Raw genomic sequence first — 23658 nt, forward strand, 5'->3', positions numbered from 1 at the left:
GGTCCGGGCGGAGCCCGGGGTTTTCAGGGGATGTGCCCGGCGAGCAGCGCCGCGTGCAGCCCGACCGCCAGGAACGGCCCGAACGGCAGCCGAAATTCCCGCGTGATCTGCCGGCCCGCGAGCGCGGCCAGGGCGAGGGCGGCCAGCGCCGTCGTGCTGGCGATCAGGATCAGGAACGGCAGTCCGGTCAGCCCGATCCAGGCGGTGGCGGCGCCGACGAACTTCACGTCGCCCAGCCCGAGCCCGGTGCGGCCGCGCAGCCGGGTGTAGAGGGCGCGCAGGGCCCAGAGCAGTCCGAACGCCATCGCGGCTTGTGCGAGGCATGCGGCAAGGGTCGCCGGATCCGGCTCGCGCAGCGTCGCGACGGCGAGGCCTGAAGCGAGGAGGAGCAGGTTGAGCGGATCGGGGATGATCCGGCGGCGCCCGTCGATCACGCTCACGGCGAGCGTGATCGGCAGCGGCAGGGCGGCCAGCGTCAGCGAACCGGGATCGAGGATCATCGCCGGCCGAGCGGGACGATGCGGTGGGCCGGCACCTGGGTGAAGGTCATCGGCACGGCCCTCATCGGATGCGGCGGCGGAGGGGGCGCGTCGCCGAAATCGAGCGGGCGCGAATCCGGGGACGGGCCGACCATCCCGCCGCGGGCGCTGCGGGCGAGCAGGGATTGCCAGAAGGCGAAGGCGCCGACGGAGGCGATCACGACCGCCGCCAGCCAGAGGGCGAGCAGGAGGCCGGCGGGGACGCGCCCGTTCAGCTCGCGCATCAGCCCCAGCGCGAAGGCGGCGTACCACGACACGCCGGAGACCGCCCCGGAGACGAGGAAGATCGCGGTGCTGAGGTGCGACACGCCCTCGAACATCGGCCGGCTCACGTCGCGCAGCACGCTCGGCAGCACGAGGGCGTGGATCAGCAGGCCGTTGACGGTCAGCACCAGCACGATGACGACCTTGGCTAGGAGCTTGGGATTGCCGAGCTTCTCGGGCGACTCGACGGCGTAGACGGCGAGGAAGCCGAGGCCGGAGAGCCAGAGCAGCGCGATGCCGACCGAGACGACCTTGCTGACGAACAGGAAGGTGCGGGCGATCTCCGGCGGCAGGCCGCCCCAGCGCATCCAGCGCAGGATCCAGAAATCGAGCATGGTCGCGCCGCCCAGCCCGAAGCACAGCCCGATCAGGTGGAGCCCGACCAGGAGGGTGAGCAGCCGGATCGGCGGGAGCGGCGCCGGCAGGGGCAGGCTCAGGACTTTCGGGAGCGTGTCGCCGGCGGCCGGCGCGATGCCGAGCAGCACCGTCAGGATCAGGACGAGCGAGGCCGCCTTGAGGGGCTGAGAGCTGGCCGCGGCCATGAGTGCTTCCCGCAGGAGCGGGACGAGGCCCGCCGGATCGTCCGGGAGCGTGGCAGGATTCCGATAACAAACATCAAAAGAAGTGCGGGACGGCGGGCGGTCCCCACCGTCCCGGTCAGGTCTTGTTCGGGACTCGCGGCGATCCTGGCCGCCGGACAGACCACAGGTGGCGACGATGACGGACGACGCGGTTCAGGACGAGACACGGATCGAGGCGCGGCAGGCCGGCTTCTCGCTGGTCGAGCTTCTGGTGGTGCTGGCGATCATCGGCATGATCGCCACGATGGTGACGCCGCAGGTGCTCGGCTATCTCGGCAAGGCGCGGGGCGACACCGCCCGCATCCAGGTCAAGAACATCGCCCAGGCGGTCGAGCTGTACTACCTCGACCTGGGCACTTATCCGACGGCGCAGCAGGGGCTCCAGGCGCTGGTCCAGTCCACGGGCGCGACGTGGCGCGGCCCGTACCTGCGCGACGCCCGCGGCCTGATCGACCCGTGGAACCAGCCCTACCTCTACCGCTCGCCCGGCTCGGGCGGCAAACCCTACGAGATCTACTCGCTCGGCAGCGACATGAAGATCGGCGGCTCGGACGACGCCACCGACCTGGCGAGCAACTGATCTACTCCGACGGGCGGACGGCGTCCGGCCGCCGCCAGTCGGGGGGCTGGTCGTCGGCACCGGAGCCCAGCGGGCACTGGACCATGACGCTGTCGCTCCAGCGCCCGTACTTGTAGCCGATGGCCGGCAGGTAGCCGACGCGGGCGAACCCGCAGGCCTCGTGCAGGCGCAAGGACGCCTCGTTCTTCGCGTCGATGTAGCCGATCATCTGCCGGTAGCCGCCCGCCGCGCAGGCCTCGATCAGCGCCGGGAGCAGGCGCCGGCCGATCCCGGCGTGCAGGTGGTCGGGGTGGACGTAGATCGAGTGCTTGAGGGTGAAGCGGTAGGCCGGGCGCTTGCGGAACGGCACGGCGTAGGCGTAGCCCGCCACTTGGCCCTCGCGCTCGGCGACGAGATGGGGCAGGCGCTTGCTGCGCATGTTCTTGCGCCGCCGCTTCAGATCGTCGGGGAGCAGGCGCTCCTCCTCGAAGCCGCCGGTATCGCCGACGCCGCGGCGGATGTGGCGCTCGTAGATCGCGATCATCGCCGGCACGTCGGCATCCGACGAGGGCCGGATCACGATGTCCGGCCAGTGGGCCGGGCAGGCCCGCTCCGCGAGCGCTCCTTCCGCCATCAGGCCCCCTCGCGCAGCACGTAGGTGTGGAAGCGGATGCGCCCGTCCGGATCGGCCTCGCGGTAGACGCCCTGGATCTCGGCCTCGAAGCCGGGGAACAGGTTCGAGGCCGCCTCGAACATCTTGAAGTAGTCGAGCATGGGCTTGGCCCGCTCGTCCAGCCGCTCCCCCGGCAGCACGGTGCCGATGCCGGGCGGATAGACCAGCATCAGGGTGGTGGCGATGCGCCCTTCCGCTTCCGCGATCGGCACGTAATCGACCTTGTTCCGCGTCAGCATCTGCGCGGCGGCCTTCGGGGGCATCACCATCTCGGGCAGGTGCTCGGGCATGAACTGCTTGCGCTGGAGCGCCGAGGTGCCGGATTCCCGGTGGAAGGTGTGGTAGTCGGCGCACAGGTCGCGCAGGCGCACGCCCCGGTAGCGCTTGGGCCGGGCGCGGACGAATTCCGGCATCGCCTCCTCCAGCAGCACGTTGTCGTCGTGCAGCCGCTTGAAGGCGACGAGCCCCGAGATCAGGGTGCCGGCCTTCGAGGATTCGACGCCCGGCGTCAGCAGGAAGAGCAGCGAGTTCAGATCGTTCTTCTCCGGCACGATCCGGTTCTCACGCAGGTATTGCGCCACGATCGGCGCGGGCACGCCGTGCTCGGCATAGGCGCCGGTCTTCCGGTCGAAGCCGGGGGTCAGGATGGTGAGCTTGTTCGGATCGGTGATGGCGAAGCCCGGCTGACCGCCGTCGCGATGGGACGGCCCGACTTCGGGCCCCACGTGGGTGAAACCGTGCCAGGACGCGCCCGGCGTCAGCTCCCAGTAGCGGGCATCCGAGGCGAGGACGTCGGTCGGGATCGATTCCCACGGCGTCTCTCCGCCGTCGGGGCCGGCCACCATGTCGGGCACGAAGGGGTCGAAGAACCAGCGCCGCTTCGGATCGGCCTCGCGCTCCTCGAACTCCTTGCGGATGGCCCGCGCCTTCTTGCGCCACTCGATGCCGAGCCGGATCGTGTCGTCCCACAGGACGACGCCGGAGCGGCCCTTCATCATCTGCGCGCCGACATCGAGCGAGGCGAAGATCGGGTAGAACGGCGATGTCGAGGCATGCACCAGGAAGCTCTCGTTGAGCCGCTTGTGCTCGACGCGCCGGGTCTGGCCGCGGATATGGCCGTCGCGGGTGTGGATCTGCGAGGCCTGGGAGAAGCTCGCCAACTGCTTGTGGGTCGATTGGGTGGCGATGATGCCCGGCGAGGTCTCGTCGAGCCCGGTCAGGCCCATGGCGAAGCGGCGGACGTAGAGCGGGTGGAACTTCATGAAGCCCGCCCAGGCCTCGTCGAACAGGATGTAGTCGCACAGGTGCCCGATCCGCTCCACGATGCTTTGCGCGTCGTAGATCGTGCCGTCGTAGGTGCATTGCTCGATCACGGCGCAGCGGAACGGACGTTCTTTCCGCCACGCCTCCTTGTCCTTCACCAGCGGGTTGTTCCGGATCTTTTCGCGGATGCGCTCCTCGTCGAGCGCCTCGTGGTAGATCGGGCCGATCAGACCGTAGGCATTGCGGTCGGTCTCCAGAAAGATCGGGATGCCGCCGGCGAGCAGCAGGGCGCCGTGATGGGCGGCCTTGTGGTTGTTGCGGTCGAACAGGACGAGGTCGTCCTCGGCCACCAGCGAGCCCAGCACGACCTTGTTCGAGGCCGAGGTGCCGTTGAGGACGAAGTAGGTCTTCTCCGCGCCGAAGATCGCCGCGGCCTCCTTCTGCGCCTTCAGCGCCGGGCCCTCGTGGGTCAGCAGGTCGCCGAGATCGAGCACCGAGTTGTCGAGGTCGTCGCGAAAGATCGCCTCGCCCAGATGCTCGACGAAGATGCGGCCGATGGGGGAGCGATTGTAGAAGATGCCGCCGTTGTGGCCGGGGCAGGTCCAGAGCTGGTTGCCCTCCTCGGCGTAGTCGACCAGCGCACCGAAGAACGGGGTCTTCAGCGTGTCGGCGTACTGCGTCACGCGGGAGACGAGGCCGCGGGCGATGAATTCCGGGGTCTCCTCGGCGAGGAAGATATAGCCGTCGATGAAGTCGAGGAGTTCGACCGGAATGTCCTCCAGCCGCTTGCGGCGGACCATGATGACGATCGGCATCTCCAGGCCGCGCTTTCGCATCATGTCGATGAGGGCGGCGGCCTTGCCCTCCAGGCCGCGCTTGCCCCAATCGACCACGAGGCAGCCGACCGCCGAGTCGGTCTGGACCGCGATGGAGGCGTCCTCGACGCGCCGCGCCCGCACCACCTCGAAGCCCCGCTGCTCGACCGCCGCCACGATCTGCTCGACCCGCGCCCCTTCGAGGTCGCCGGGTTCGAAGTGGGGCGTGCACATCAGCACGGTGAAACGGCGGTGGAAGTCCATGGACCGGGCTCTCCTCGCGAGGGTCGAGCCCAGCCTTTCCGGTCCATCCGCGACGATTCGATGACAGCCGGTGCCTATCCGTAGCCGGCTGCGTCACATCGCTCGCTCGGGAGCGCGTCAGTCGAGCTGGAGCCAGGAGGTGGTGGAGCGCAGGAACAGCGTCACCCCTGCGGCGAGCAGCGCCGCGCCGAGGCTCGTCTCGAACGGGTGCTCGTAGCCGACCCGTTCGAGGATGGTGCCGGCGGAGGCGATCGCCAGACCGATGCCGAGGGGGAAGAGGTGTGCGGGCAGCGTGCTCATGGGGACGATCCTACGCCGCCTCGCTTGCGCGGGCATGGCGCGGATCGTCGCTCGCGGCGCGACGACCGGAATGGTTCCGTGGGCCGGTCGACTTTTTTGCAGTACCTATCCGTCCTGCGAGGGAACGGCGATGCGCGGGGTCTGCTGGTGCTGCACCACCCGCCATTCCTCGTGCGACAGGCGGCGATAGGTCGAGGTGCAGTGCGCCTCGTAGGTCTCGGCCCCGCGCGAGGCCTTCACGCCGTAGGCGATGACGATCAGGCCCTCCTGCGGCCGGGCGATGCGACCGTCCTCGATGGCGACCTGCTCCCAGCGCGGGGTGTCGGCCACCGCCGCGATCGCCTCGGCGCCGCCGAGCACGTAGGGCGGATGCGGCAGGGCCATCAGGCACTCGTCGTCGACGAGGTCCCGGTAGCGGTCGGCGCCGCCCTCCCACAGACTCTTCTCGAACGACCAGACGCGATCATCGTCCACGGTTCTCTCCCGTACCAGAGGCGTCACGGGAGAAGATCGATCCGAGCCGATCGTTCCGGGTGCGGCGATAAACGCAAAGAAGCCGCCCCGAGGCTCGGGACGGCTTCTCAAAAGGCGTAGTGATCGAGTAAGCGAAAAAACTTACTTGATCTTGGCTTCCTTGAACTCGACGTGCTTGCGCGCGACCGGGTCATACTTCTTCATGACCATCTTCTCGGTCTGCGTGCGGGAGTTCTTCTTGGTGACGTAGAAGTAGCCCGTGTCGGCGGTCGAGACGAGGCGGATCTTGACGGTGACGGCCTTAGCCATGGCTGGCGCTCCCAATCGGGTTGTCGGACACGATTCGCGATCGTGGCGGCGCCCACGCGAAACGCAAAAGGCCGGGACACCCCGGCCGAATTCCGCGGGGTGAATGCCCGACAGGCGTCGGTTCGTCAAGCCAACGCGTTGCTTCGGAACCGGCACGCGGCCTATAAGCGGCGCCTTCGACACACCTGCCGCGCGCGGCGTCGAGGATCCCGGCCGACGGGAGCCCTCCGCCCCGGCGAACGAGAAAAGGTCCCGCCATGGCCGGGCATTCCCAGTTCAAGAACATCATGCACCGCAAGGGCCGCGTCGATGCGGTCCGCTCGAAGCTGTTCAGCAAGCTCGCCCGAGAGATCACGGTGGCGGCCAAGCTCGGCACCCCCGATCCGGCGATGAACCCGCGCCTGCGCGCCGCCGTGCTCGCCGCGCGGGCCGAGAACATGCCCAAGGACAACATCGAGCGCGCCATCAAGAAGGCGACCGGGGGCGAGGGCGAGAACTACGAGGAGATCCGCTACGAGGGCTACGGCCCCGGCGGCGCCGCGCTGATCGTCGAGGCGCAGACCGACAACCGCAACCGTACGGCCTCCGACGTGCGCTCGGCCTTCACCAAGTCCGGCGGCAGCCTCGCCGAGACCGGCGCGGTGGCCTTCCTGTTCGACCGCGTCGGCGTGATCGCCTTCGCGCCCGAGGTCGCCGACGCCGACGCGATGGTGGAGGCCGCGATCGAGGCCGGCGCCGACGACGTGCGCTCGGACGCGGACGGCCACGAGGTCACCTGCGCCCAGGACGCCTACGGCGAGGTCTCGAAGGCGTTGGAGGCCCGCTTCGGCGAGCCGCGCCGCACCGGCCTGATCTGGAAGGCCCAGAACGCGATCGATGTCGACGACGAGACCGGCGAGAAGCTGATCCGCCTCGTCGAGGTGATCGAGGACCAGGACGACGTCCAGAACGTCTACGTCAACTTCACGCTGTCCGAGGCGCTGATGGAGAAGATGGGCGCCTGAGCGCGTTCTTTGTCAAAATCCATCGCCGTCATTCCGGGGCGCTGATTGAGCGAACCCAGAATCCACGACTGGGCTCGACGGCGCAATTTCAACCGGGCATCCCGCATCACGGGTGGATTCCGGGTTCCGCTGCGCGGCCCCGGAATGACGGGGGTGGGCTGAGAGCCCGGAGCGTCCTCCGCCAAGGCACCGCCCCACACCATAAGATGGTGCGCAATTTGTCGCGCGGCGCCTTTCCGGCCCGCGCGCTATCTCCTGCGACCGTCGACTCGACTCGGCGCGCTCGAAGGTCTCGCCTCTCCCCACGATGCACGACGCTCCCGTCATCCTCGGCATCCACGGCCTCGCCAACAAGCCGCCCCGGGAGGAGAAGCAGACGTGGTGGCGTCAGGCGATCGAGGAGGGCCTGCGGCGCAATCTCGGGCGCGCGCCGCCGGACGTGCCGTTCGAGTTCGTCTACTGGGCCGACCTGCGCTACGACGCGCCGCTGCGTTCCGAGCGCAACCGCGAGCCCTATGTTCCGGACCGCGGCCGGGGCCCGTTCCCGAGCCCGAACGGCACGCCGCCGGGACCGACGGTGACCGACCGGTTCTACCGCATCCTCGAATGGATGCAGGAGAAGACCGGCAGCCTCGCCCTCGATGACGCCTTCATCGAGTACCGCCTCGACGACCTGTGGGGCTACCACAAGGACGCGGCCTTCCGCGCCGACGCCCGCGACCGCCTGCGCGCGGTGCTGGAACGCCACGCGGGCCGCCGCCTCCTGCTCGCCGCGCATTCGATGGGCGGGCTCATCGCCTACGACGTGCTGCGTCTCGCCGAGCGCCAGGGGCCGCTGCCGCGCGTGGCGCATTTCTTCACCCTGGGCTCGCCGCTGGGCTTGGCCGAGATCAAGCACCGGCTCGCGGCCGAGCACGGCGACCTGCGGGTTCCGGCGGCGGTGGCACGCTGGACCAATCTCGGCGACCGCGACGACGTGGCGACCGTCGGTGCCGATCTCGCCGAGTCCTACGCGCCGAACGCGGACGGGGTCGGCGTCGTCGATTGCCCGGTGATCAACGGCTATCGCCGTCCGCGCGGCGGCCGCAACCGGCACAAGTCCTACGGCTACCTGCGCACGCCGGAATTCTCGCGGGGCGTGGCCGAGTTCCTCGACCGGGCGCCGGCCCCGCAGGACGCCGAGGCCGACGCGCCTGCCTGAAGATCGCTGCCGGGCGGCCGATCTCGGCCAAAAAACTCGGGGCGGATTCGGAAACATCCTGCCGGTCGGCCGGTTTCGGGGGCAGAACCGTCGGGCCTCGCCGCCGCGACGGTCGACGACCCGACGGTTCATACCGATCGGCGACGACCATGACGCATCGCCGATGGCCCGCGCGGCGGCAGTCGGCCGCCGGACGCATGGGAGCAGGACCATCGGTCCTGATCCATGCAGCCTGGTATTGGCCCGATCTCTGCCCGGCCCGGTCGCATCGGGACGTCGGGCGGATGCATGCTGTTTTGACGCAGTCTATCCGAGTGAAACCGATCGTCGCTGCGCTGAAAGTCGCTCCAGGGCAGCGATCTGAATCGAGAAAATCAATTTTGTCTCGGGATAATTCGGAACTTAATTTTCCTTAATCGCTTTTCTCGGTCAGACCGGTTGCCAGACCGGCCAGACAATCCCGGAGGAAAGCATCGTGACGCTCACGAAGACCCTTGCCGCTGCCACTGCCCTCGCCTTCATGGCCGGCTCCGCCTTCGCCGCACCCTGCAACACCGGCAGCACCGCCAAGGCACCGGACCAGAATTCCCCGTCCAACAGCAGCACCGCCGCCGGCGCCGATGCGGGCTCGAAGAACCTCGCGGGCGGCCAGCAGCCGGCCTCGCCAGGTACCGTCGGCGCGATGAACAATGTCGGCGCCGGTCAGGGCGTGGGCGACAAGCCCGGCTCGGACCAGACCGCCTCGGCCAAGAACAAGGCGGGCGGCGACCAGCCGGCCTCGCCGGGCACCGTCGGCGCCATGAACGCCGCCGGCGCCGATCAGAAGCTCGGCGAAAAGGGCGGCAACGACTGCTGATCCCTGATCGCCGCGCCCCGCTTCGGGGCGGGACCGGTCGGATGAGCCCTCGCACCCTGCGGTGCGGGGGCTTTCTCATGTCGGCAGGGAAGGGGTTTGTGCGCCCTCACCGTCGTTGCCGTGGAGCTTCGCATAGTCGTCGATCGCGGCCGTCGGCCTGGGAGGGCGAAGCGATGCGCGACAACCGTTTCGACCGGACGATCGCGCGCGCAACGACGTTCGGACCTCGCGCTTCCTGATGACGGCGTGCGAACAGGTCAAGGCCGGCCGATCGGAGCCGTTCGCCTCGGCCGGTGGCGGTGCCCGGCCGCGCCACCGGTCTGGTTCGGAAAGTCCGCCGCGCCTTTAGCCGTCATTAACCAAGTTCCCGTTCAATGACCGTGGCTTAAACGAAAGTCCTCTCCTGACGGCGGAGCCCTCCCGGGCCTCACCCGCGGCATCCGCGGGCGGGGGCGGGCGGCCGTGCGGGACCCCCGCGTTGCCGAGTATCCCCGCATGGACATCGCCGCGCTCGTCCAGGGCCAGCACGCCCGGCCCATCCGCCGCCGCCGCGGGCCGCCCGTGGCGATCCTCGCGCTGACCGCGTTGAGCGGGCTCGCCCTGGCCGGCCTGCTGCGGCAGGGGGAAGCGCCCGCGACCGGCCCCTCCGACGCCGTTCCGGCGATACAGGCCGCCGAGGCAGGTGACTTCGCCGCCGGGCCGGCGGAGCCCCCCGCTGAGGGCGATCTCGCCTGGATGCTCGATCCGAACCCGACCTTCGAGACCGGCGCCTCCGGCTTCGCGGCGCCGTCGACCGCGCGGGTCGCCGCCTTCCGGGCGCCCGCGTCTCTTGCGCCGGCGTCTCTTGCACCCGAGTCTCTTGCGCCCGCGACGCAACTGGCCGCGCTCGCGCCCGACACCGTCGCTTCTCCGGAAGCCGTCTCGCCCGCACCCGCCCCGGCCGCTCGGGTCGGCGCCGCGCGCCTCGCCCTCACCGTGCCGCTGCCGGTACGCCGCCCGGCCGAATTCCGCTACGAACCGCGCGAGCAGACCGCGCGGCTTTCGACGCCGCTCCCGCGCGGGACGAGCCGGCAGGCCCGAGAATCGACCCGTCAGGTGTTCAGCGCCGCGGTCACCGACAACCGCTCGTTCTTCGAGAAGCTGTTCGGGGGCGATTCCGCCCCGTCATCCTCGTCCGCGTCCGGCCCCGCGATGGCCTATGCCGGGCTGGAGAGCGGGGCGGCGGAATCGGCCGCCCGTCGCCGGCTGGTGCCGGGACCGGTGGCCGAGCCTGGCGTGGCCGTCTACGACATCAGCGCGGCCACCGTGACGCTGCCGGGCGGCGAGGTGCTGGAGGCCCATTCCGGACTCGGCGTCGCGCAGGACAATCCCGATTACGTCCATCTGCGCATGCGCGGCGCGACCCCGCCGGGCGTCTACGATCTGCGCGAGCGCGAGGCGCCGTTCCACGGCGTGCGGGCGATCCGCCTCAATCCGGTCGGCGGTTCCGCGGCGATCCACGGGCGCGACGGCATCTTGGCCCACACCTACATGCTGGGCCCGAGCGGCGCCTCGAACGGCTGCGTCGTGTTCAAGCACTACGACCGCTTCCTGCGGGCCTATCTGCGCGGCGAGGTCCGGCGCATCGTCGTCGTGCCGGGCACCGCGCCGGGCATCTTCGCCAGCCGCCGCGGCACCCGCCGCTCGGCCTCGGCCGCCGACGGGAACTAGAGCATCGGCCCGAAAGGTGGATGCCGGCTTTCGGGCCGATGCGGCACAAAAGCTTAGAGAATCGTCCTGGATCCGAGATCCAAGACGATTCTCGAGTTTCGGTTCGACGGCTCAGACGATGCCGCTGGCCTCGTAGGGCCAGGGCTTGCCGAGATGGGCGGCCACCTGCGCCGGGTCGGGGCCGACCGCCTCGACCGCCGCTTGGACCTGCTCGACCGGAACCTCGAGGCGGCGCGCCCAGTAGGCGCGGTCGCGCGGCTGCTTCAGCACCACCGTCGCGGGGTCGCCGCTCGGATCGCCATCGACGCCGCTCTGCTCGCCCGCCATTTCCATCCCGCCGCTCGCTGATCGCCCGGAGGATCCGGGCGCATTCGGGAGGGAAACCGTCAGGGGGCGGGGGCCGGTTCCGGACGGGCGAGGCCGGGGACAGCCCGGCGCGGGGCGGCCGGCGCGGGGGCGATGTGGAAGGCGGCCGGGCGCCGGAACAGCACGTCCAACCGGGTGCCGCGCACCAGCCGCTCGAAGGCCAGCGGCACGGTGACGGCGACGACCGTCACGATCAGGCTGGCGAGCCCGATATCGATCGCGACGCCCGACTTGGCGATCAGCGTGCGGGTGAACGCCATCGGCAGGAAGAAGCCGAGATAGATCACGATGGAGCGCTGGCCGCAGGCGCGGAGCGCCGCCGTCACCGGCCCGCCCGCGCGGGTCATCAGGCTGGCGAAGGCCACGATGGCGAGCGCCCCGACGGTGCCGAGCGCAAGGCTCACGCCGGGCAGGCCGGCGAGGGAGGGGTGCTCCGGGAACCCGGTCGGCGTGAAGACCAGCACGGCCTCCACCACGGCCCAGACGGCGAGGCCGACGAGGGCGAGGCCGATGCGCGCCCGCACCCGGTCGGCGAACCGAAAGATCCACTCGGCGAAGAGGTAGCCGCCGAAGAAGTAGACGTAGCGGCCGCAGAATTCCTCGATCAGGAGCGGCCAGCCGGCGGTCGGCAGCATCTGCAGCAGGGCGGCCACGGCGAGCACGACGAGCGGCGGCACCCGGCGGTGCAGGAGTTTCGTCACCACCGAGAACACGGCGAGCAGGTAGACGAACCACAGCGTCGAGTACGGCACCACCAGGGCCTCGGCCAGATGCAGACCGAAGGCGGCGAGCTTGCCCCCGGTCCCGACCGCGTCGGCGGTGATGAGGCCGGCCTTGAACACCGACTGGATCAGCACCCACAGGCCGTAGAAATAGGCGAAGTGGACCACGCGCCGGTCGGCGAACAGGCGCCAGTCGCGGTCGATGACGCGGCCGAGGAACAGGCCCGAGAGCAGAAAGAAATCGGGGATGCGGAACGGCTTGGCGAAGGCCACGACCGTGTGCAGGAAGCCCTCGCCGCCCATCGCCTCGCCGGTGCCGAGGGTGGAGTGCATCATCACCACGAGGAGGATGCACAGGCCCTTGGCGACATCGACCCAGGCGAGCCGGGCTGCCTCTTCGGGATGCGGGTGGAGGGGGTGCGTGGTGCCGGCCATGGGAATCAGGGCCTCCTGATCGGGCGATGAACCCCGACCCTGGCCGCCCCGCGGTTAACCCGGCCTCGACGACCGGGGGAAACCTTTTGAACCGGTTAACGACCGGGTAATCGCCTCATCGACGCGCCCGGCCCTCGCCGCGGCGCGTGCGGGTCTGCCGCGTCGGCGCATGGAAGTCGTCAGGCTTGGTCGCCACCCATTCGAGGAAGCGGGCGATCTCGGGATCGACCCGGAGAGCCTCCACTTCCGCCAGCCGCCGGGCGATCTCGGCCTCGCTGTAGCGGGCATGGATCGCCGAGTGGCAGATTTGGTGCAGCCGTACGGTCGCACCGCGGGCGCCGCCCTTCAGCTTCGGCGTGAGATGGTGAAGGCTCTGGCGGGCGTGACGCGGGATCGGGCGCTCGCAGAGCGGGCAGACCGGCAGAGCCTCGGGCTTCGGCCCGTGCGTGTCGGGATCGTCGTCGCGCCAGCGCCGGACCCGTCGTCCCACCAAGTGTCCGCTTCCTTCCGCTGCGTGGAGGATAGCGAGGGGACGGTCCGTTGTCGCCCGAGGCGGAGCCGGGACGTTCGCGTCACGGGGCCGCGGCAATCTCTTCGACGGGGCCGAGGCTCGCGCGATGTTCCGGGGATCAAGGGCCCCGCAGGGAGCGGAGGAAGCGGGGGATGAAGCGGCTGCGCCCGCGCATCGCCTCGGCCTCGTCGAGCCCGCCGTCGGGCGCGCCGCCCGCGGGAGGCGTCGGCGCGTCGGGAAGCGGGGGCCGGGCGTGGAGCCGGCTCAGCACGTCGGTCACGAGGTCGGGGATCGGGTGCCGGCAATCCTCCAGCAGATCGACGGCCTCGCCGAGCGCCGTGACCTTCGTGGCCGAGGGCGCGCCGATCATGCTCTCCAGCAGGATCTGGTCGGCCAGTTCGCCGGCCAGCCGGGACACTTCGGCGAGCCGGTCCGGGGAGGGGCTCGGTTCGGCCATCGGGTTCGCGCCTCGACGCGGCTCTTCGGGTGCAGGGGCCTGCGAAGAGCCGTCAACATAGGTTACGGGCGGGCGGACCGGAGTCCGTCGACGGCCGAAATCTATATTGAGGCCGCTCTCTCGACAACTGATCGCCGCGGAACGCGTCGCATCGACCCACAGGAGTCTCGCGAACACGCTAAAGATCCGGCGAAGTCCCGCGATATCCCGCGCGCCGCGCGAGGACTGGTGGGAGGGCATCACCCTATGCCTGTCCCGCCAGATCGCCGATTCGAAGGCGCCCTCGTCGGGGAGCCGGATCGTCCCTCCGCACAGGATGCCGCCGCGCGGGTCGGTGCCCTATTCCTCCCGGGCCTTCTCCGGCATCTCCTCCTGCGTCCGCGGTCCATCCTGCGCGGTCTCCAGATGAGCCTGCAGGCTCCGCTCGTAGGCGACGAGGTCGCGGCCGCGCTTGACCGCCCGGTGATACTGTCGGGCGGAGAGCTCGTCCTGGATCGCCAGGATGTAGGGGGCCATGCTCGGCGCCGCCTCCATGAGCTGGTTGGCCTGCCGCACGAACAGGTCGTCGGCCTCCGCCGGGTTGTCGGCGAGGTAGATCAGCTGGAGCGTCACGCACAGGCGCTTGGCCGCGGTGTCGGCGTCGCCCTCGAAGATGATCTCGCTCTCGCGCAGGAACTTGCACTGGTTCTCGATCATGAACACCGACCGCCGGTCGCCGTTGCGGATCAGCGCGCCGTTGATGATCAACCGTTCGTTGGGCTTCAGCTCGATGCGCAGCGGCATGGTTACGGATTCCTTGTCGGGCCGATCGACGAGATCAGCTTGAGGGTTTCGTTAACTATGGTGCCGAGAGTTTCGGTTCGACTTGGCCGGAACGGGCGAATACGGGCGAAATCATCGATCGGATTAAGACCTCGGCAAGGCGCGGGGTGAATGGTTCGGGAGCCGCCAAAACGACGGCTCACAGACCCAATAGGATCGCCCCCATGTCCTCCGGCATCACCCTTTCGGCCTCCACCCGCCAGAACCTGCTCTCGCTGCAGGACACCGCCTCCCTCACCTCGACGACGCAGAATCGCCTCGCCACCGGCCTGAAGGTTTCGTCGGCGCTGGACAGCCCGGTCAACTTCTTCACCGCCCAGTCCCTGTCCAACCGCTCGGCCGACCTCGGCGGCCTGCTCGATTCTATCTCGAACGGCGTCCAGGCGATCCAGGCGGCCAACCAGGGCATCACCTCGATCTCGAAGCTGATCGACTCGGCCAAGTCCACCGCCAATCAGGCCCTGTCGACCCAGATCACCACCACCGGCACCGCCTCGACCGCCTTCGACGGCACTGCGGGTGGCGACGTCAACTTCTACATCAACGGCACCTCCAAGACCGCGACGATCGCCGCCAACGCGACCATCGACGATGCCATCTCCGCCCTCAACACGTCGGCCGGCAGCAAGATCTTCTCGAAGGACAAGACCGGCGAGAAGATCGTCCTGAACGCCAGCTCGGACGTCGAGTTCGAGGACACCGCGAGCCAGACGCTGCTCGGCTTCACCGCCGGCTCCGGCACGGCCCCCGACTACGGCACCAGCAACACGACGGTCGCCCAGGCCACCGAACTGACCGTGTCCGGCGTCGACAGCCGCAAGAAGCTCGCCGAGCAGTACAACAGCCTGCTGACGCAGATCACGCAGCTGGCCAAGGACGCGAGCTTCAACGGCGTCAACCTGATCTCGAACGGCGACGACACCAACAAGCTGCACATCGCCTTCAACGAGAAGGACACCGCCAACCTCGACATCCAGGGCCAGGACCTGACCTCGGACGGCCTCAAGCTCGAGTCGATCACCGCCGGCACCGCGGGCACCGGCAACTTCCTGCTCGACACGGACATCTCCTCGACGCTGACCAAACTCGGCAGCGCCACGGACACCCTGCGGGCGGCGAGCTCGACCTTCGGCTCGAACCTCTCGGTGGTGCAGAACCGCCAGACCTTCTCGAAGAACCTGATCAACGTGCTCGACACGGGTGCGGCCAACCTGACGAACGCCGACCTCAACGTCGAGGCGGCCAACTCCCAGGCGCTGTCGACCCGCCAGTCGCTCGGCATCTCGGCGCTGTCGCTGGCCAACCAGGCCCAGCAGAGCGTTCTCCAGCTGCTCCGCTGATCCCGCAAAGCTCTCCCGCGCCTCAGGCGCGGGAGACGACACGATCTCGACGGACCGCGAAACGGCCGGAGCCCCGCTCCGGCCGTTTTCGTGCGTTCCGGCGAAGAACTTCGTTAGGGAAAACGCGACGTTAACCTGCCGGAAACCCGTTCGTGGTGAATTAACCTTAATGCCGGTTAGGCATGCGCCTCCAACGGGTAGCCCCTCATGTCCTCCAGCGTCACGCTTTCCGCCGCGACCCGCCAGAACCTGCTCTCGCTGCAGGACACCGCCGCCCTCACCTCGACGACGCAGAACCGCCTCGCCACCGGCCTGAAGGTTTCGTCGGCGCTGGACAGCCCGGTCAACTTCTTCACCGCCCAGGCGCTGCAGGGCCGCTCGGGCGACCTCAACGCCCTGCTCGATTCGATCTCGAACGGCGTCCAGACGATCCAGGCGGCCAACCAGGGCATCACCTCGATCCAGAAGCTGATCGACACGGCCAAGTCCGCGGCGAACCAGGGGCTCTCGACGCAGCTGACCACCACCGGCACCGCCTCGACCGCGTTCGACGGCACCGCGGGCGGCACGGTCGCCTTCTTCGTCAACGGCACGTCCAAATCCGCGACGATCACCGCCGGCGCGACCATCGACGAGGCCATCACCGCCCTCAACACGTCGGCCGGCGCGACGATGTTCTCGAAGGACACGAGCGGCAAGAAGATCGTCCTGAACGCCAGCGCCGACGTCGAGTTCAGCACGGCCAACGACCAGACCCTGCTGGGATTCGCCGCCGGTTCCACCACGAACACCGACACCTACGGCACGGGCAACGACACGATCAGCCCGAGCCCCGACCTCACGGTGGCCGGCGTCGAGGGCCGCAAGAAGCTCGCCGAGCAGTTCAACAGCCTGCTGATCCAGATCACGCAACTCGCCAAGGACGCGAGCTTCAACGGCATCAACCTGATCTCGAACGGCGACCCGTCGAACAAGCTCCACATCGCCTTCAACGAGAAGGACACCGCCAATCTCGACATCCAGGGTCAGGACCTGACCTCCGACGGCCTCGACCTCGCGGCGATCGGCCCGAATTCCGGCGCGACGCCCAACGGCCAGGGCAACTTCCTGCTCGACGTCGACATCAAGGCGACGATCTCCAGCCTCGGCACCGCCTCCGACACGCTGCGGGCGGCGAGCTCGACCTTCGGCTCGAACCTCTCGGTGGTGCAGAACCGGCAGGACTTCACCAAGCGCCTCGTCAACATCCTCGACACGGGCGCGGCCAACCTGACCAACGCCGACCTCAACGAGGAGGCGGCCAACTCCCAGGCGCTGTCGACCCGCCAGTCACTCGGCATCTCGGCGCTGTCGCTGGCCAACCAAGCGCAGCAGGGCATCCTCCAGCTCCTGCGCTGACGCGATCGCGCCCGCCCTCCCCAGCGGCGGCGCGATGGTCTATGGCCCCGGCGGCGGCGCGCCCGCTCCCGATGCCTCCTTCGTCGACGTCACCTTGAGAAATTTCGGCAAGCGCATCCTGCGCTGGCTCCTCCTCGGCCATCGCTGGCTCGGGATCGTCTTCGCCCTCGCCTTCGCCGTCTGGTTCCTGTCCGGCGCGGTGATGATGTATGTCGGCTTCCCGCGGCTGACCGAATCCGAGCGCCGCGCCGCTCTGGCGCCGCTGGCGCTGCCGGGCGGCATGATCGGCCCCGATGCGGCGCTCGCCGCCGCGAAGGTTCTGGGACCGTCCGGCCGCATCGATCTCGGCATGCTGGGTGACATACCGGTCTACCGGGTCGGCGCCCTCGACGGCGCCCGCACCACGGTCTCGGCCCTCGACGGTCGGGTGATCGAGTCGGTCGATCCCGCTCTCCTCCTCGCGATCGCGAAAAACCATCCCGCCGCCCGCGCCGTCGAGGATCTCGGCCCCGTCGTCCGCGACCAGTGGAGCGTGCCGCAGCGCTTCGACCCGCTGCGCCCGCTCCGCCTCGTGGCGCTCGGCGATGCGGCCGGCACCCGCCTCTATCTGTCCGAGCGCACCGGCGAGGTCGTCCTCGACACCACGGCCTCCGAGCGGTTCTGGAACTGGCTCGGCGCGGTGCCGCACTGGATCTACCTGACGCCGCTGCGGGCCGAGCCGGCTCTGTGGCGGGACGTGGTGCTGTGGGTCTCGGGCATCGCCATCGCGGTGGCGGTGAGCGGCTACGTTCTGGGCCTGTCACGGCTGCGCCTGCGGCCCCGCTACGCCACGGGGCGCGCGACGCCCTATCGCGGGTTCGCGGCGTGGCACCATCTCGGCGGCCTGATCGGCGGCACGGCTTTGCTCACCTTCATCGTCAGCGGCTGGCTCTCGATGAACCCGAACCGCTTCTTTTCCCCGACCATGCCCGACGCCGCCGCCCTGGCGCGCTACGCCGGAGCCGAGACGGCGCCGTTCCGCTTCGATCCGACGGACGCCGCGCGCATCTGCCCGGACCTGAAGGAGGTTCGCTTCACGCAAGTTGGCGGCGTGCCGGTGGCCCGCGCATTGTGCGGGCAGGCTCCGCCGCGCCGCTGCTGCGGCGGCACCGCCCCGGACCCGGACGCCCTGGCCCGTGCGCTGGCCGGCCTGATGCCGGGGGAGGGGGCCCCGCGCATGGAGCGGATCGAGGCCGAGGATTCCTACTGGTACGGCGACCGGGAGGCACGCCCGCTCCCGGTCCTGCGCGCCGTCTTCGCCGACCCGGCCGCGACCTGGGTCCATGTCGATCCGGCGACCGGCGAAATCCTCGGGCGGATGGACCGCTCGAACCGGGTCTCCCGCTGGCTGTTCGACGGACTCCACACCCTCGACTTCGTGCGGCTGCCCCGCCCGGTTTGGGATGCGGTGATGTGGCTCTGGCTCTCCGCCGGCTTCCTCGTGGCGGCCACCGGAACCGTCATCGGCTGGCGCCGCCTGCGGCGGCGCTTCGGCTGATTCTTTTCGCCGACGCCTGTCATCCGGCGCCCGCTGAAACCGCTTCCGCCCGTCCGGCTCACCGCCCCGGTGGTCAAAGCATGGCAGCCATGCTGACATATCGCTGTCGGGCCGTCCTCGCTCGGGCTAGCGGACGGACGCCAAATATTTTTTGAGTCGAGCGCAAAATAAAATGAAAAATAGTGGGAGCGCCGACCGCAAACTCAGGAATGGGGGACCCACCATGCACGATCGTTCCAAGCCGCAGGCGATGCCGCGTTCCTTGCCGATGAACCGTCGTCAGCTCATCGGCGGCGCGCTCGCGGGGGCGGCCGCGACCGCGCTTCCCGGCGGCCCGCTCTTCGCGGCGGGCGAGGCCCGCAAGGTCGACGTGCTGCTGATCGGCGGCGGCATCATGAGCGCGACGCTCGGCGTGTGGCTGCGCGAACTCGAGCCCGACTGGTCGATGGAGATGCTGGAGCGGCTCGACGGCGTCGCGCTGGAAAGCTCCAACGGCTGGAACAACGCCGGCACCGGACACTCGGCGCTCGCCGAACTGAACTACACCCCCGAGGATTCGAAGGGGAACGTCAAGATCGACAAGGCGGTCGAGATCAACGAGGCGTTCCAGATCACACGCCAGTTCCTGGCGTGGCAGGTGCAGCAGGGCGTGCTGAAGAACCCGCGCTCGTTCATCAATTCCACGCCGCACATGAGCTTCGTCTGGGGCGACGAGAACATCGCCTACCTCAAGAAGCGCCACGAGGCGCTGAAGGCGAGCCCGCTGTTCGCCGGGATGGACTACTCGACCGACCCCGAGCAGCTCAAGAAGTGGGTCCCCCTGATGATGGAGGGGCGCGACCCGAAGCAGAAGATCGCCGCGACTTGGACGCCGGTCGGCACCGACGTCGAGTGGGGCGAGATCACCCGCCAGTACGTCGCCTCCCTCCAGGCCCGCCCGAACTTCTCGCTCCGCACCTCGACCGAGGTCGAGAGCATCGAGCGGAATAAGGACAACACCTGGCGCATCACCGCCAAGAACCTGAAGGACGGTTCGCGCCAGACGGTCGACGCCAAGTTCGTGTTCATCGGTGCGGGCGGCGGCGCGCTGCACCTGCTCCAGGCCTCAGGGATTCCCGAGGCGGCCGATTACGGCGGCTTCCCCGTCGGCGGCTCGTTCCTCGTCAACGAGAACCCGGACGTGGCGATGCGCCACCTCGCCAAGGCCTACGGCAAGGCCTCGGTCGGCTCGCCGCCGATGTCGGTGCCCCACCTCGACACCCGCGTCCTCGGCGGCAAGCGCGTGATCCTGTTCGGGCCGTTCGCGACCTTCTCGACCAAATTCCTGAAGGAGGGGTCCTACTTCGACCTGCTGACCTCCACCACCACCAGCAACGTCTGGCCGATGGTGCGCGTCGGCGTCGATCAGTATCCGCTGATCGAGTACCTCGCCGGCCAGGTGATGCTCTCCGACGAGGACCGCTATCAGGCCCTGCGCGAATACTTCCCCAACGCCAAGAAGGACGAGTGGCGCCTCGTCCAGGCCGGTCAGCGGGTGCAGATCATCAAGCGCGACCCGGAGAAGGGCGGCGTGCTCAAGCTCGGCACCGAGGTGGTCGCGGCCAAGGACGGCAGCATCGCCGCACTTCTCGGCGCCTCGCCCGGCGCCTCGACCGCCGCGCCAATCATGCTGACCGTGCTGGAGAAGGTCTTCGCCGACCGCGTGAAGAGCGCCGCGTGGCAGGACAAGATCCGCAAGATCGTCCCCAGCTACGGCACCAAGCTCAACGCCGACCCGCAGAAGGCGTACGAGGAGCTGGTCTACACCAGCGAGCACCTGCAACTCACCCCGCCGCCGAAGCCCGGCGCCGTCACGATCCCGGCGAGCGCGCCGGCCGCCGAGACCACCGGCGGGGTGGTGAAGGCGGTGCCGGACATGGCGCCGTAAGCACGACGCGCTCTCCTCCCCACGGATCTCGGGCTTGCCCGAGATCCGTCCTTGCTTGCCCAGATCGGGCAGGCCCGATCTGGGTGGGGAGGAGTTGGAGGTGGGGGTCGGGCAGAAGGCACCGTTGCGGTTCCTCCTGAACCACCCCTATCCCTACCCTTCCCCGCAAGGGGGAGGGGACAGGTCGTGTTTCATCATAAATCAGCCGCGTTGTGCGCCGCATGATCGAGGCTTCGGGCATTGAGGCCCGATCGCTCCGGGTTCCCGCGCAGGCTCGATGAACGCCATCCTGATCAAGCTGTTCGCGACCGCGCTGACGCTGAGCCAGGTCACGACGCGGCCCGATGCCGTGCGCACGCAGTTCGACCCGGTGAAGGACGGGCCGGAGGTGGTGCGCATCCTGCGCGACGGCTGCGCGCATATGCGGAAAAGCTTCGACATCGAGGACATCAACCTCGATGAGCTGATCTCCACCGCGATGGAAGACCCGAGCGCGGTCGCGGGCGACAACGCGCCCAAGATCCTGCACGGGCTCGATCTGTCCGAGCTCAACACGAGCTACAAGCAGTTCTGCAAGGGCGAGAACCCGGCCAACTCCCCGTTCGAGGCCGGGGCGGTGATCGCGTTCTACAACAACGCCGTGAAGGACCTGCCTTCGGCGGAGGCGCTGCGCGACATCAAGCTCGCCAGCGCCAGCGTGATTCTGGATGCCGCCGGCAAACCCTATTCCGAGACCTTCGAGCCGAACGGGCGCCGGCTCGTCGTGCCGATCGAGGGCGTGCCGGACCTCGTCCAGAAGGCCTTCGTCGCGGCCGAGGACAAGCGGTTCTACAGCCACCACGGCATCGACGAGCGCGGCGTGATCCGCGCCTTCGTCGGCAACCTCGCCTCGCCGGGGCGGCCGGCCGGCGGCTCGACCATCACGCAGCAGGTGGTGAAGAACCTCTCGGTCGGCGACGACGTCACCTACGAGCGCAAGATCCGCGAGATGATCGTGGCCTCGCGCCTGGAGCGCCTCCAGACCAAGCCCAAGATCCTCGGGCTCTACCTCAACGGCATCTATCTCGGACGCGGCGCCTACGGCATCGAGATGGCGGCGCGCTCGTGGTTCGGGAAGTCGGTCGGCGCGCTCACCGTGCCGGAGGCCGCCCTGCTCGCCGGCCTGCCCAAGGGCCCGAACTACTACAGCCCCGACAGGTACCCCGACCGCGCCCGCGAGCGCCGCGCCTACGTGCTGACCCGCATGAAGGAGGACGGCGCGATCACCGAGGAGCAGAGGGATGCGGCGCTGAAGAGCGACCTCGGCATCAAGCCCCCGGACACGGCCCGGCGCGATTCCGGCTTCTACCTCGTCGATCATCTGGCGCGGGAATCGCGCACCTTCGCCGGGCTGGAATCGCTGACGAACGCCTCCTACACCGTCCACGCCACGGTCAATGCCGGTCTCCAGAGCGCGCTCGAAGGCGCGATCCAGGAAGGGCTCTCGACCTACGAGCGCGGCACCGGCCGCGCCCGCTACGAGGGGCCGGAGCTGAATCTGGCGGACGCCGTCAAGCGCTTCGAGACCGCCGCGCCGGTGCCGGAGCCGGAAGCGCCGCCTGCCGTGCCGGTCCCGAAGGGCGTGAAGGGCGCCAAGGCCTTGCCGGTGCCCAAAGCCCCGGCGGTCAAGCCGGCGTGGCAGCGCGCCCTGGAGACGGCCCGCGCCCCGCTCTACGATCTGCGCTGGCCGCTCGCGGTCGTGCTCCAGACGGGCAAGAACGGCATCCGGGTCGGCCTGCCCGACGGCCGCATCGCCAGCCTCGATCCCGGCCCGGCCCGCGGAAAACTTCAGCTCTACGATGCCGTGCGGGTGCGCCTGCGCGAGGGCAAGGGCAGCCTGCGTGCCGACCTCCGCGTGCGCCCGAGCGTCCAGGGCGCCGCCATCGTGCTGGAGAACCGCACGGGAAAAATCCTGGCGATGACCGGGGGTTTTTCCTACCCGCTGAGCCAGCTCAACCGGGTGACGCAGACCGTGCGCCAGCCGGGCTCCACGCTGAAGCCGCTGACGTATCTGGCCGCGCTGAACGCGGGCCTGCAGCCCAACACCCTGGTGATGGACGCCCCCGTCACCCTGCCGCCGATCGGCGGGATCGGCGCCTCGTGGTCGCCCAAGAACTACGACGGCGGCGGCGCGGGCGCGACGACGATCCGTCGCGGCCTCGAATTCTCCAAGAACCTCGTCACCGCCCGCTTGCTTGAAGGCGGGATTGCGAAAAGCGCGCCGCAGAGCCTGCAGCAGGTCTGCGACATCGCGCTGGAGGCCCAGCTCTACGCCGAGTGCGAGCGCTACTATCCGTTCGTGCTCGGCGCCCAGCCGGTGCGGATGATCGATCTGGCGAGTTTTTACGCCGCCATCGCCAACGAGGGCGCGCGGCCGTCCGCCTACGCGCTCGAATCGATCGAGCGCGACGGCAAGCCGGTCTATACGCGCCCCGCCAAGGCGCCGGTGCGGATCGGCTCGGCGGATCGCGTCGCGTTCTACCAGCTCAAGACCATGCTCCAGGGCGTGACCCAGCACGGCACGGCGGCCGCCTTGTCCGGCGTCTCGGCCTATGTCGCGGGCAAGACCGGCACCTCGGAGAACGAGAACGACGCGTGGTTCGCGGGCTTCTCGAACGAGATCACGGTGGTGGTCTGGGCCGGCTACGACAACGCCGACGGCGTGCGCAAGACGCTCGGCCGCGGCCAGACCGGCGGCCACGTCGCGGTGCCGATCGCGCGGGCCATCTTCCAGGCCGCCTGGGCCAACGGCGTGCCGCGCACGCCCCTGGCGCCGCCCTCGCCCGAGGCCAAGCCGTACATCGCCGACCTGCCGATCGAGCCCCGCAGCGGCCAGCGGGTGGCGGGCGGCGGCTTCATCGAGCATTTCCGCCTCAAGGACGGGCGCGTGGCCGACACCCAATACGCGCTGGTGCCCCGCGAGACCCTCTACGCCATGCGGCCCGATTCCGAGGACGGCGATTTTGGCGGCTCCGACGAAGGGGCGGACGTGGCCGGCGACATCCTCGGCAACATGATGGGCGGCGGCCGGCGCGACGGCACCGATCCCTTCGGCCGCGACCGGCCGGACGCCGACCCGCGCTACGCCGACCGGTCTTCCGACCGCTATTCCGATCCTTGGGGCCTGCGCCGCGACCGGCGAGAGGACCAAAACCCCTGGCCCGGTCGCGATCGCTACGGGCAGGCCAACCCCTCGCCGTTCGGCTCGCCCTTCGAGGACGAGCAGCCGCGGGCGCGCCAGCGCCGCCGCGATCCCGACTATCTGTTCGGCGACGACCCGCGCTACTGACGC

At 69.5% G+C, this 23658-nt stretch carries 22 protein-coding genes; 10 read left to right on the forward strand and 12 right to left on the reverse strand.

Going from position 1 to position 23658, the window contains the following annotated elements; genetic code table 11:
- Positions 1–23: 23 nt before the first annotated feature.
- Both HNR00_RS03905 and HNR00_RS03910 read right to left on the reverse strand, forming a co-directional pair.
- Positions 24–500 (reverse strand): prepilin peptidase, encoded by a 477-nt coding sequence (locus tag HNR00_RS03905; RefSeq protein ID WP_183565190.1) that lies wholly within the window; start codon positions 498–500, stop codon positions 24–26.
- Complete coding sequence (locus HNR00_RS03910; protein WP_183565192.1) at positions 497–1345, reverse strand: hypothetical protein; 849 nt, start codon at positions 1343–1345, stop codon at positions 497–499. The genes HNR00_RS03905 and HNR00_RS03910 overlap by 4 nt, the downstream gene beginning before the upstream one ends.
- Positions 1346–1520: 175 nt before the next feature.
- On the opposite strand from HNR00_RS03910, the gene gspG reads away from it, so the two are divergent.
- A complete protein-coding gene (gene gspG / locus HNR00_RS03915) occupies positions 1521–1964 on the forward strand; it encodes a type II secretion system major pseudopilin GspG (RefSeq protein WP_183565195.1) in 444 nt (147 codons plus the stop codon).
- A gap of 1 nt (position 1965) precedes the next feature.
- Here the strand turns inward: gspG and HNR00_RS03920 are convergent, their stop codons facing one another.
- From HNR00_RS03920 to rpmG, 5 genes are all read right to left on the reverse strand, one after another.
- Positions 1966–2577, reverse strand: coding sequence for a GNAT family N-acetyltransferase (locus HNR00_RS03920; protein WP_183565197.1), 612 nt, complete (start codon positions 2575–2577; stop codon positions 1966–1968).
- Positions 2577–4958, reverse strand: a complete 2382-nt coding sequence (locus HNR00_RS03925) for an Orn/Lys/Arg family decarboxylase (RefSeq protein WP_183565201.1) — start codon at positions 4956–4958, stop codon at positions 2577–2579. The genes HNR00_RS03920 and HNR00_RS03925 overlap by 1 nt, the downstream gene beginning before the upstream one ends.
- 117 nt (positions 4959–5075) lie before the next feature.
- Positions 5076–5258 carry a hypothetical protein gene (locus HNR00_RS03930; protein ID WP_183565204.1) on the reverse strand — a complete coding sequence of 61 codons (183 nt, stop codon included), beginning with the start codon at positions 5256–5258 and terminating at the stop codon, positions 5076–5078.
- Positions 5259–5363: 105 nt separating this feature from the next.
- The gene (locus HNR00_RS03935) at positions 5364–5732 is read right to left on the reverse strand and encodes a DUF4440 domain-containing protein (RefSeq protein WP_183565207.1); all 369 of its coding nucleotides are present in this window, start codon (positions 5730–5732) and stop codon (positions 5364–5366) included.
- 141 nt (positions 5733–5873) lie between these two features.
- On the reverse strand, positions 5874–6041 hold the full coding sequence (gene rpmG, locus HNR00_RS03940) for a 50S ribosomal protein L33 (RefSeq protein WP_003602581.1): 168 nt from the start codon (positions 6039–6041) through the stop codon (positions 5874–5876).
- Between the two features lie 257 nt (positions 6042–6298).
- Between rpmG and HNR00_RS03945 the strand changes: the two genes are divergently transcribed.
- From HNR00_RS03945 to HNR00_RS03960, 4 genes are all read left to right on the forward strand, one after another.
- Positions 6299–7045 carry a YebC/PmpR family DNA-binding transcriptional regulator gene (locus HNR00_RS03945; protein ID WP_183565210.1) on the forward strand — a complete coding sequence of 249 codons (747 nt, stop codon included), beginning with the start codon at positions 6299–6301 and terminating at the stop codon, positions 7043–7045.
- 307 nt (positions 7046–7352) lie between these two features.
- A complete protein-coding gene (locus HNR00_RS03950; protein ID WP_183565213.1) occupies positions 7353–8246 on the forward strand; it encodes a hypothetical protein in 894 nt (297 codons plus the stop codon).
- Positions 8247–8721: 475 nt separating this feature from the next.
- Entirely contained in the window at positions 8722–9102 is a 381-nt protein-coding gene (locus HNR00_RS03955) for an exopolysaccharide production protein YjbE (protein ID WP_183565216.1), read from the forward strand.
- Between the two features lie 495 nt (positions 9103–9597).
- A complete protein-coding gene (locus HNR00_RS03960; protein ID WP_183565219.1) occupies positions 9598–10812 on the forward strand; it encodes a DUF2778 domain-containing protein in 1215 nt (404 codons plus the stop codon).
- Positions 10813–10923: 111 nt separating this feature from the next.
- On the opposite strand, the gene HNR00_RS03965 is transcribed toward HNR00_RS03960, so the two are convergent.
- From HNR00_RS03965 to HNR00_RS03985, 5 genes are all read right to left on the reverse strand, one after another.
- Positions 10924–11139, reverse strand: a complete 216-nt coding sequence (locus HNR00_RS03965) for a DUF3606 domain-containing protein (protein ID WP_183565486.1) — start codon at positions 11137–11139, stop codon at positions 10924–10926.
- Between the two features lie 59 nt (positions 11140–11198).
- Positions 11199–12335, reverse strand: a complete 1137-nt coding sequence (locus HNR00_RS03970) for an acyltransferase family protein (protein WP_183565222.1) — start codon at positions 12333–12335, stop codon at positions 11199–11201.
- Between the two features lie 115 nt (positions 12336–12450).
- Positions 12451–12828 (reverse strand): restriction endonuclease, encoded by a 378-nt coding sequence (locus HNR00_RS03975; RefSeq protein ID WP_183565225.1) that lies wholly within the window; start codon positions 12826–12828, stop codon positions 12451–12453.
- Between the two features lie 136 nt (positions 12829–12964).
- Entirely contained in the window at positions 12965–13303 is a 339-nt protein-coding gene (locus HNR00_RS03980) for a hypothetical protein (protein WP_183565228.1), read from the reverse strand.
- A gap of 339 nt (positions 13304–13642) precedes the next feature.
- Positions 13643–14086: a flagellar biosynthesis repressor FlbT gene (locus tag HNR00_RS03985; RefSeq protein ID WP_183565231.1), complete on the reverse strand. Its 444-nt coding sequence runs from the start codon at positions 14084–14086 to the stop codon at positions 13643–13645.
- Between the two features lie 203 nt (positions 14087–14289).
- On the opposite strand from HNR00_RS03985, the gene HNR00_RS03990 reads away from it, so the two are divergent.
- The 5 genes from HNR00_RS03990 to HNR00_RS04010 all read left to right on the forward strand — a co-directional run bounded on the left by HNR00_RS03990 (position 14290) and on the right by HNR00_RS04010 (position 23655).
- Positions 14290–15465 carry a flagellin N-terminal helical domain-containing protein gene (locus HNR00_RS03990; RefSeq protein ID WP_183565234.1) on the forward strand — a complete coding sequence of 392 codons (1176 nt, stop codon included), beginning with the start codon at positions 14290–14292 and terminating at the stop codon, positions 15463–15465.
- Positions 15466–15672: 207 nt separating this feature from the next.
- Positions 15673–16863: a flagellin N-terminal helical domain-containing protein gene (locus HNR00_RS03995; RefSeq protein WP_183565237.1), complete on the forward strand. Its 1191-nt coding sequence runs from the start codon at positions 15673–15675 to the stop codon at positions 16861–16863.
- Between the two features lie 34 nt (positions 16864–16897).
- Positions 16898–18400 (forward strand): PepSY domain-containing protein, encoded by a 1503-nt coding sequence (locus HNR00_RS04000; RefSeq protein ID WP_183565240.1) that lies wholly within the window; start codon positions 16898–16900, stop codon positions 18398–18400.
- Between the two features lie 250 nt (positions 18401–18650).
- Positions 18651–20327, forward strand: a complete 1677-nt coding sequence (gene mqo / locus HNR00_RS04005) for a malate dehydrogenase (quinone) (RefSeq protein ID WP_376770352.1) — start codon at positions 18651–18653, stop codon at positions 20325–20327.
- Positions 20328–20604: 277 nt separating this feature from the next.
- On the forward strand, positions 20605–23655 hold the full coding sequence (locus HNR00_RS04010) for a penicillin-binding protein 1A (RefSeq protein ID WP_183565246.1): 3051 nt from the start codon (positions 20605–20607) through the stop codon (positions 23653–23655).
- The last annotated feature ends 3 nt before the right edge of the window (positions 23656–23658 follow it).

Source organism: Methylorubrum rhodinum (assembly GCF_014199935.1).
Classification (GTDB): domain Bacteria; phylum Pseudomonadota; class Alphaproteobacteria; order Rhizobiales; family Beijerinckiaceae; genus Methylobacterium; species Methylobacterium rhodinum.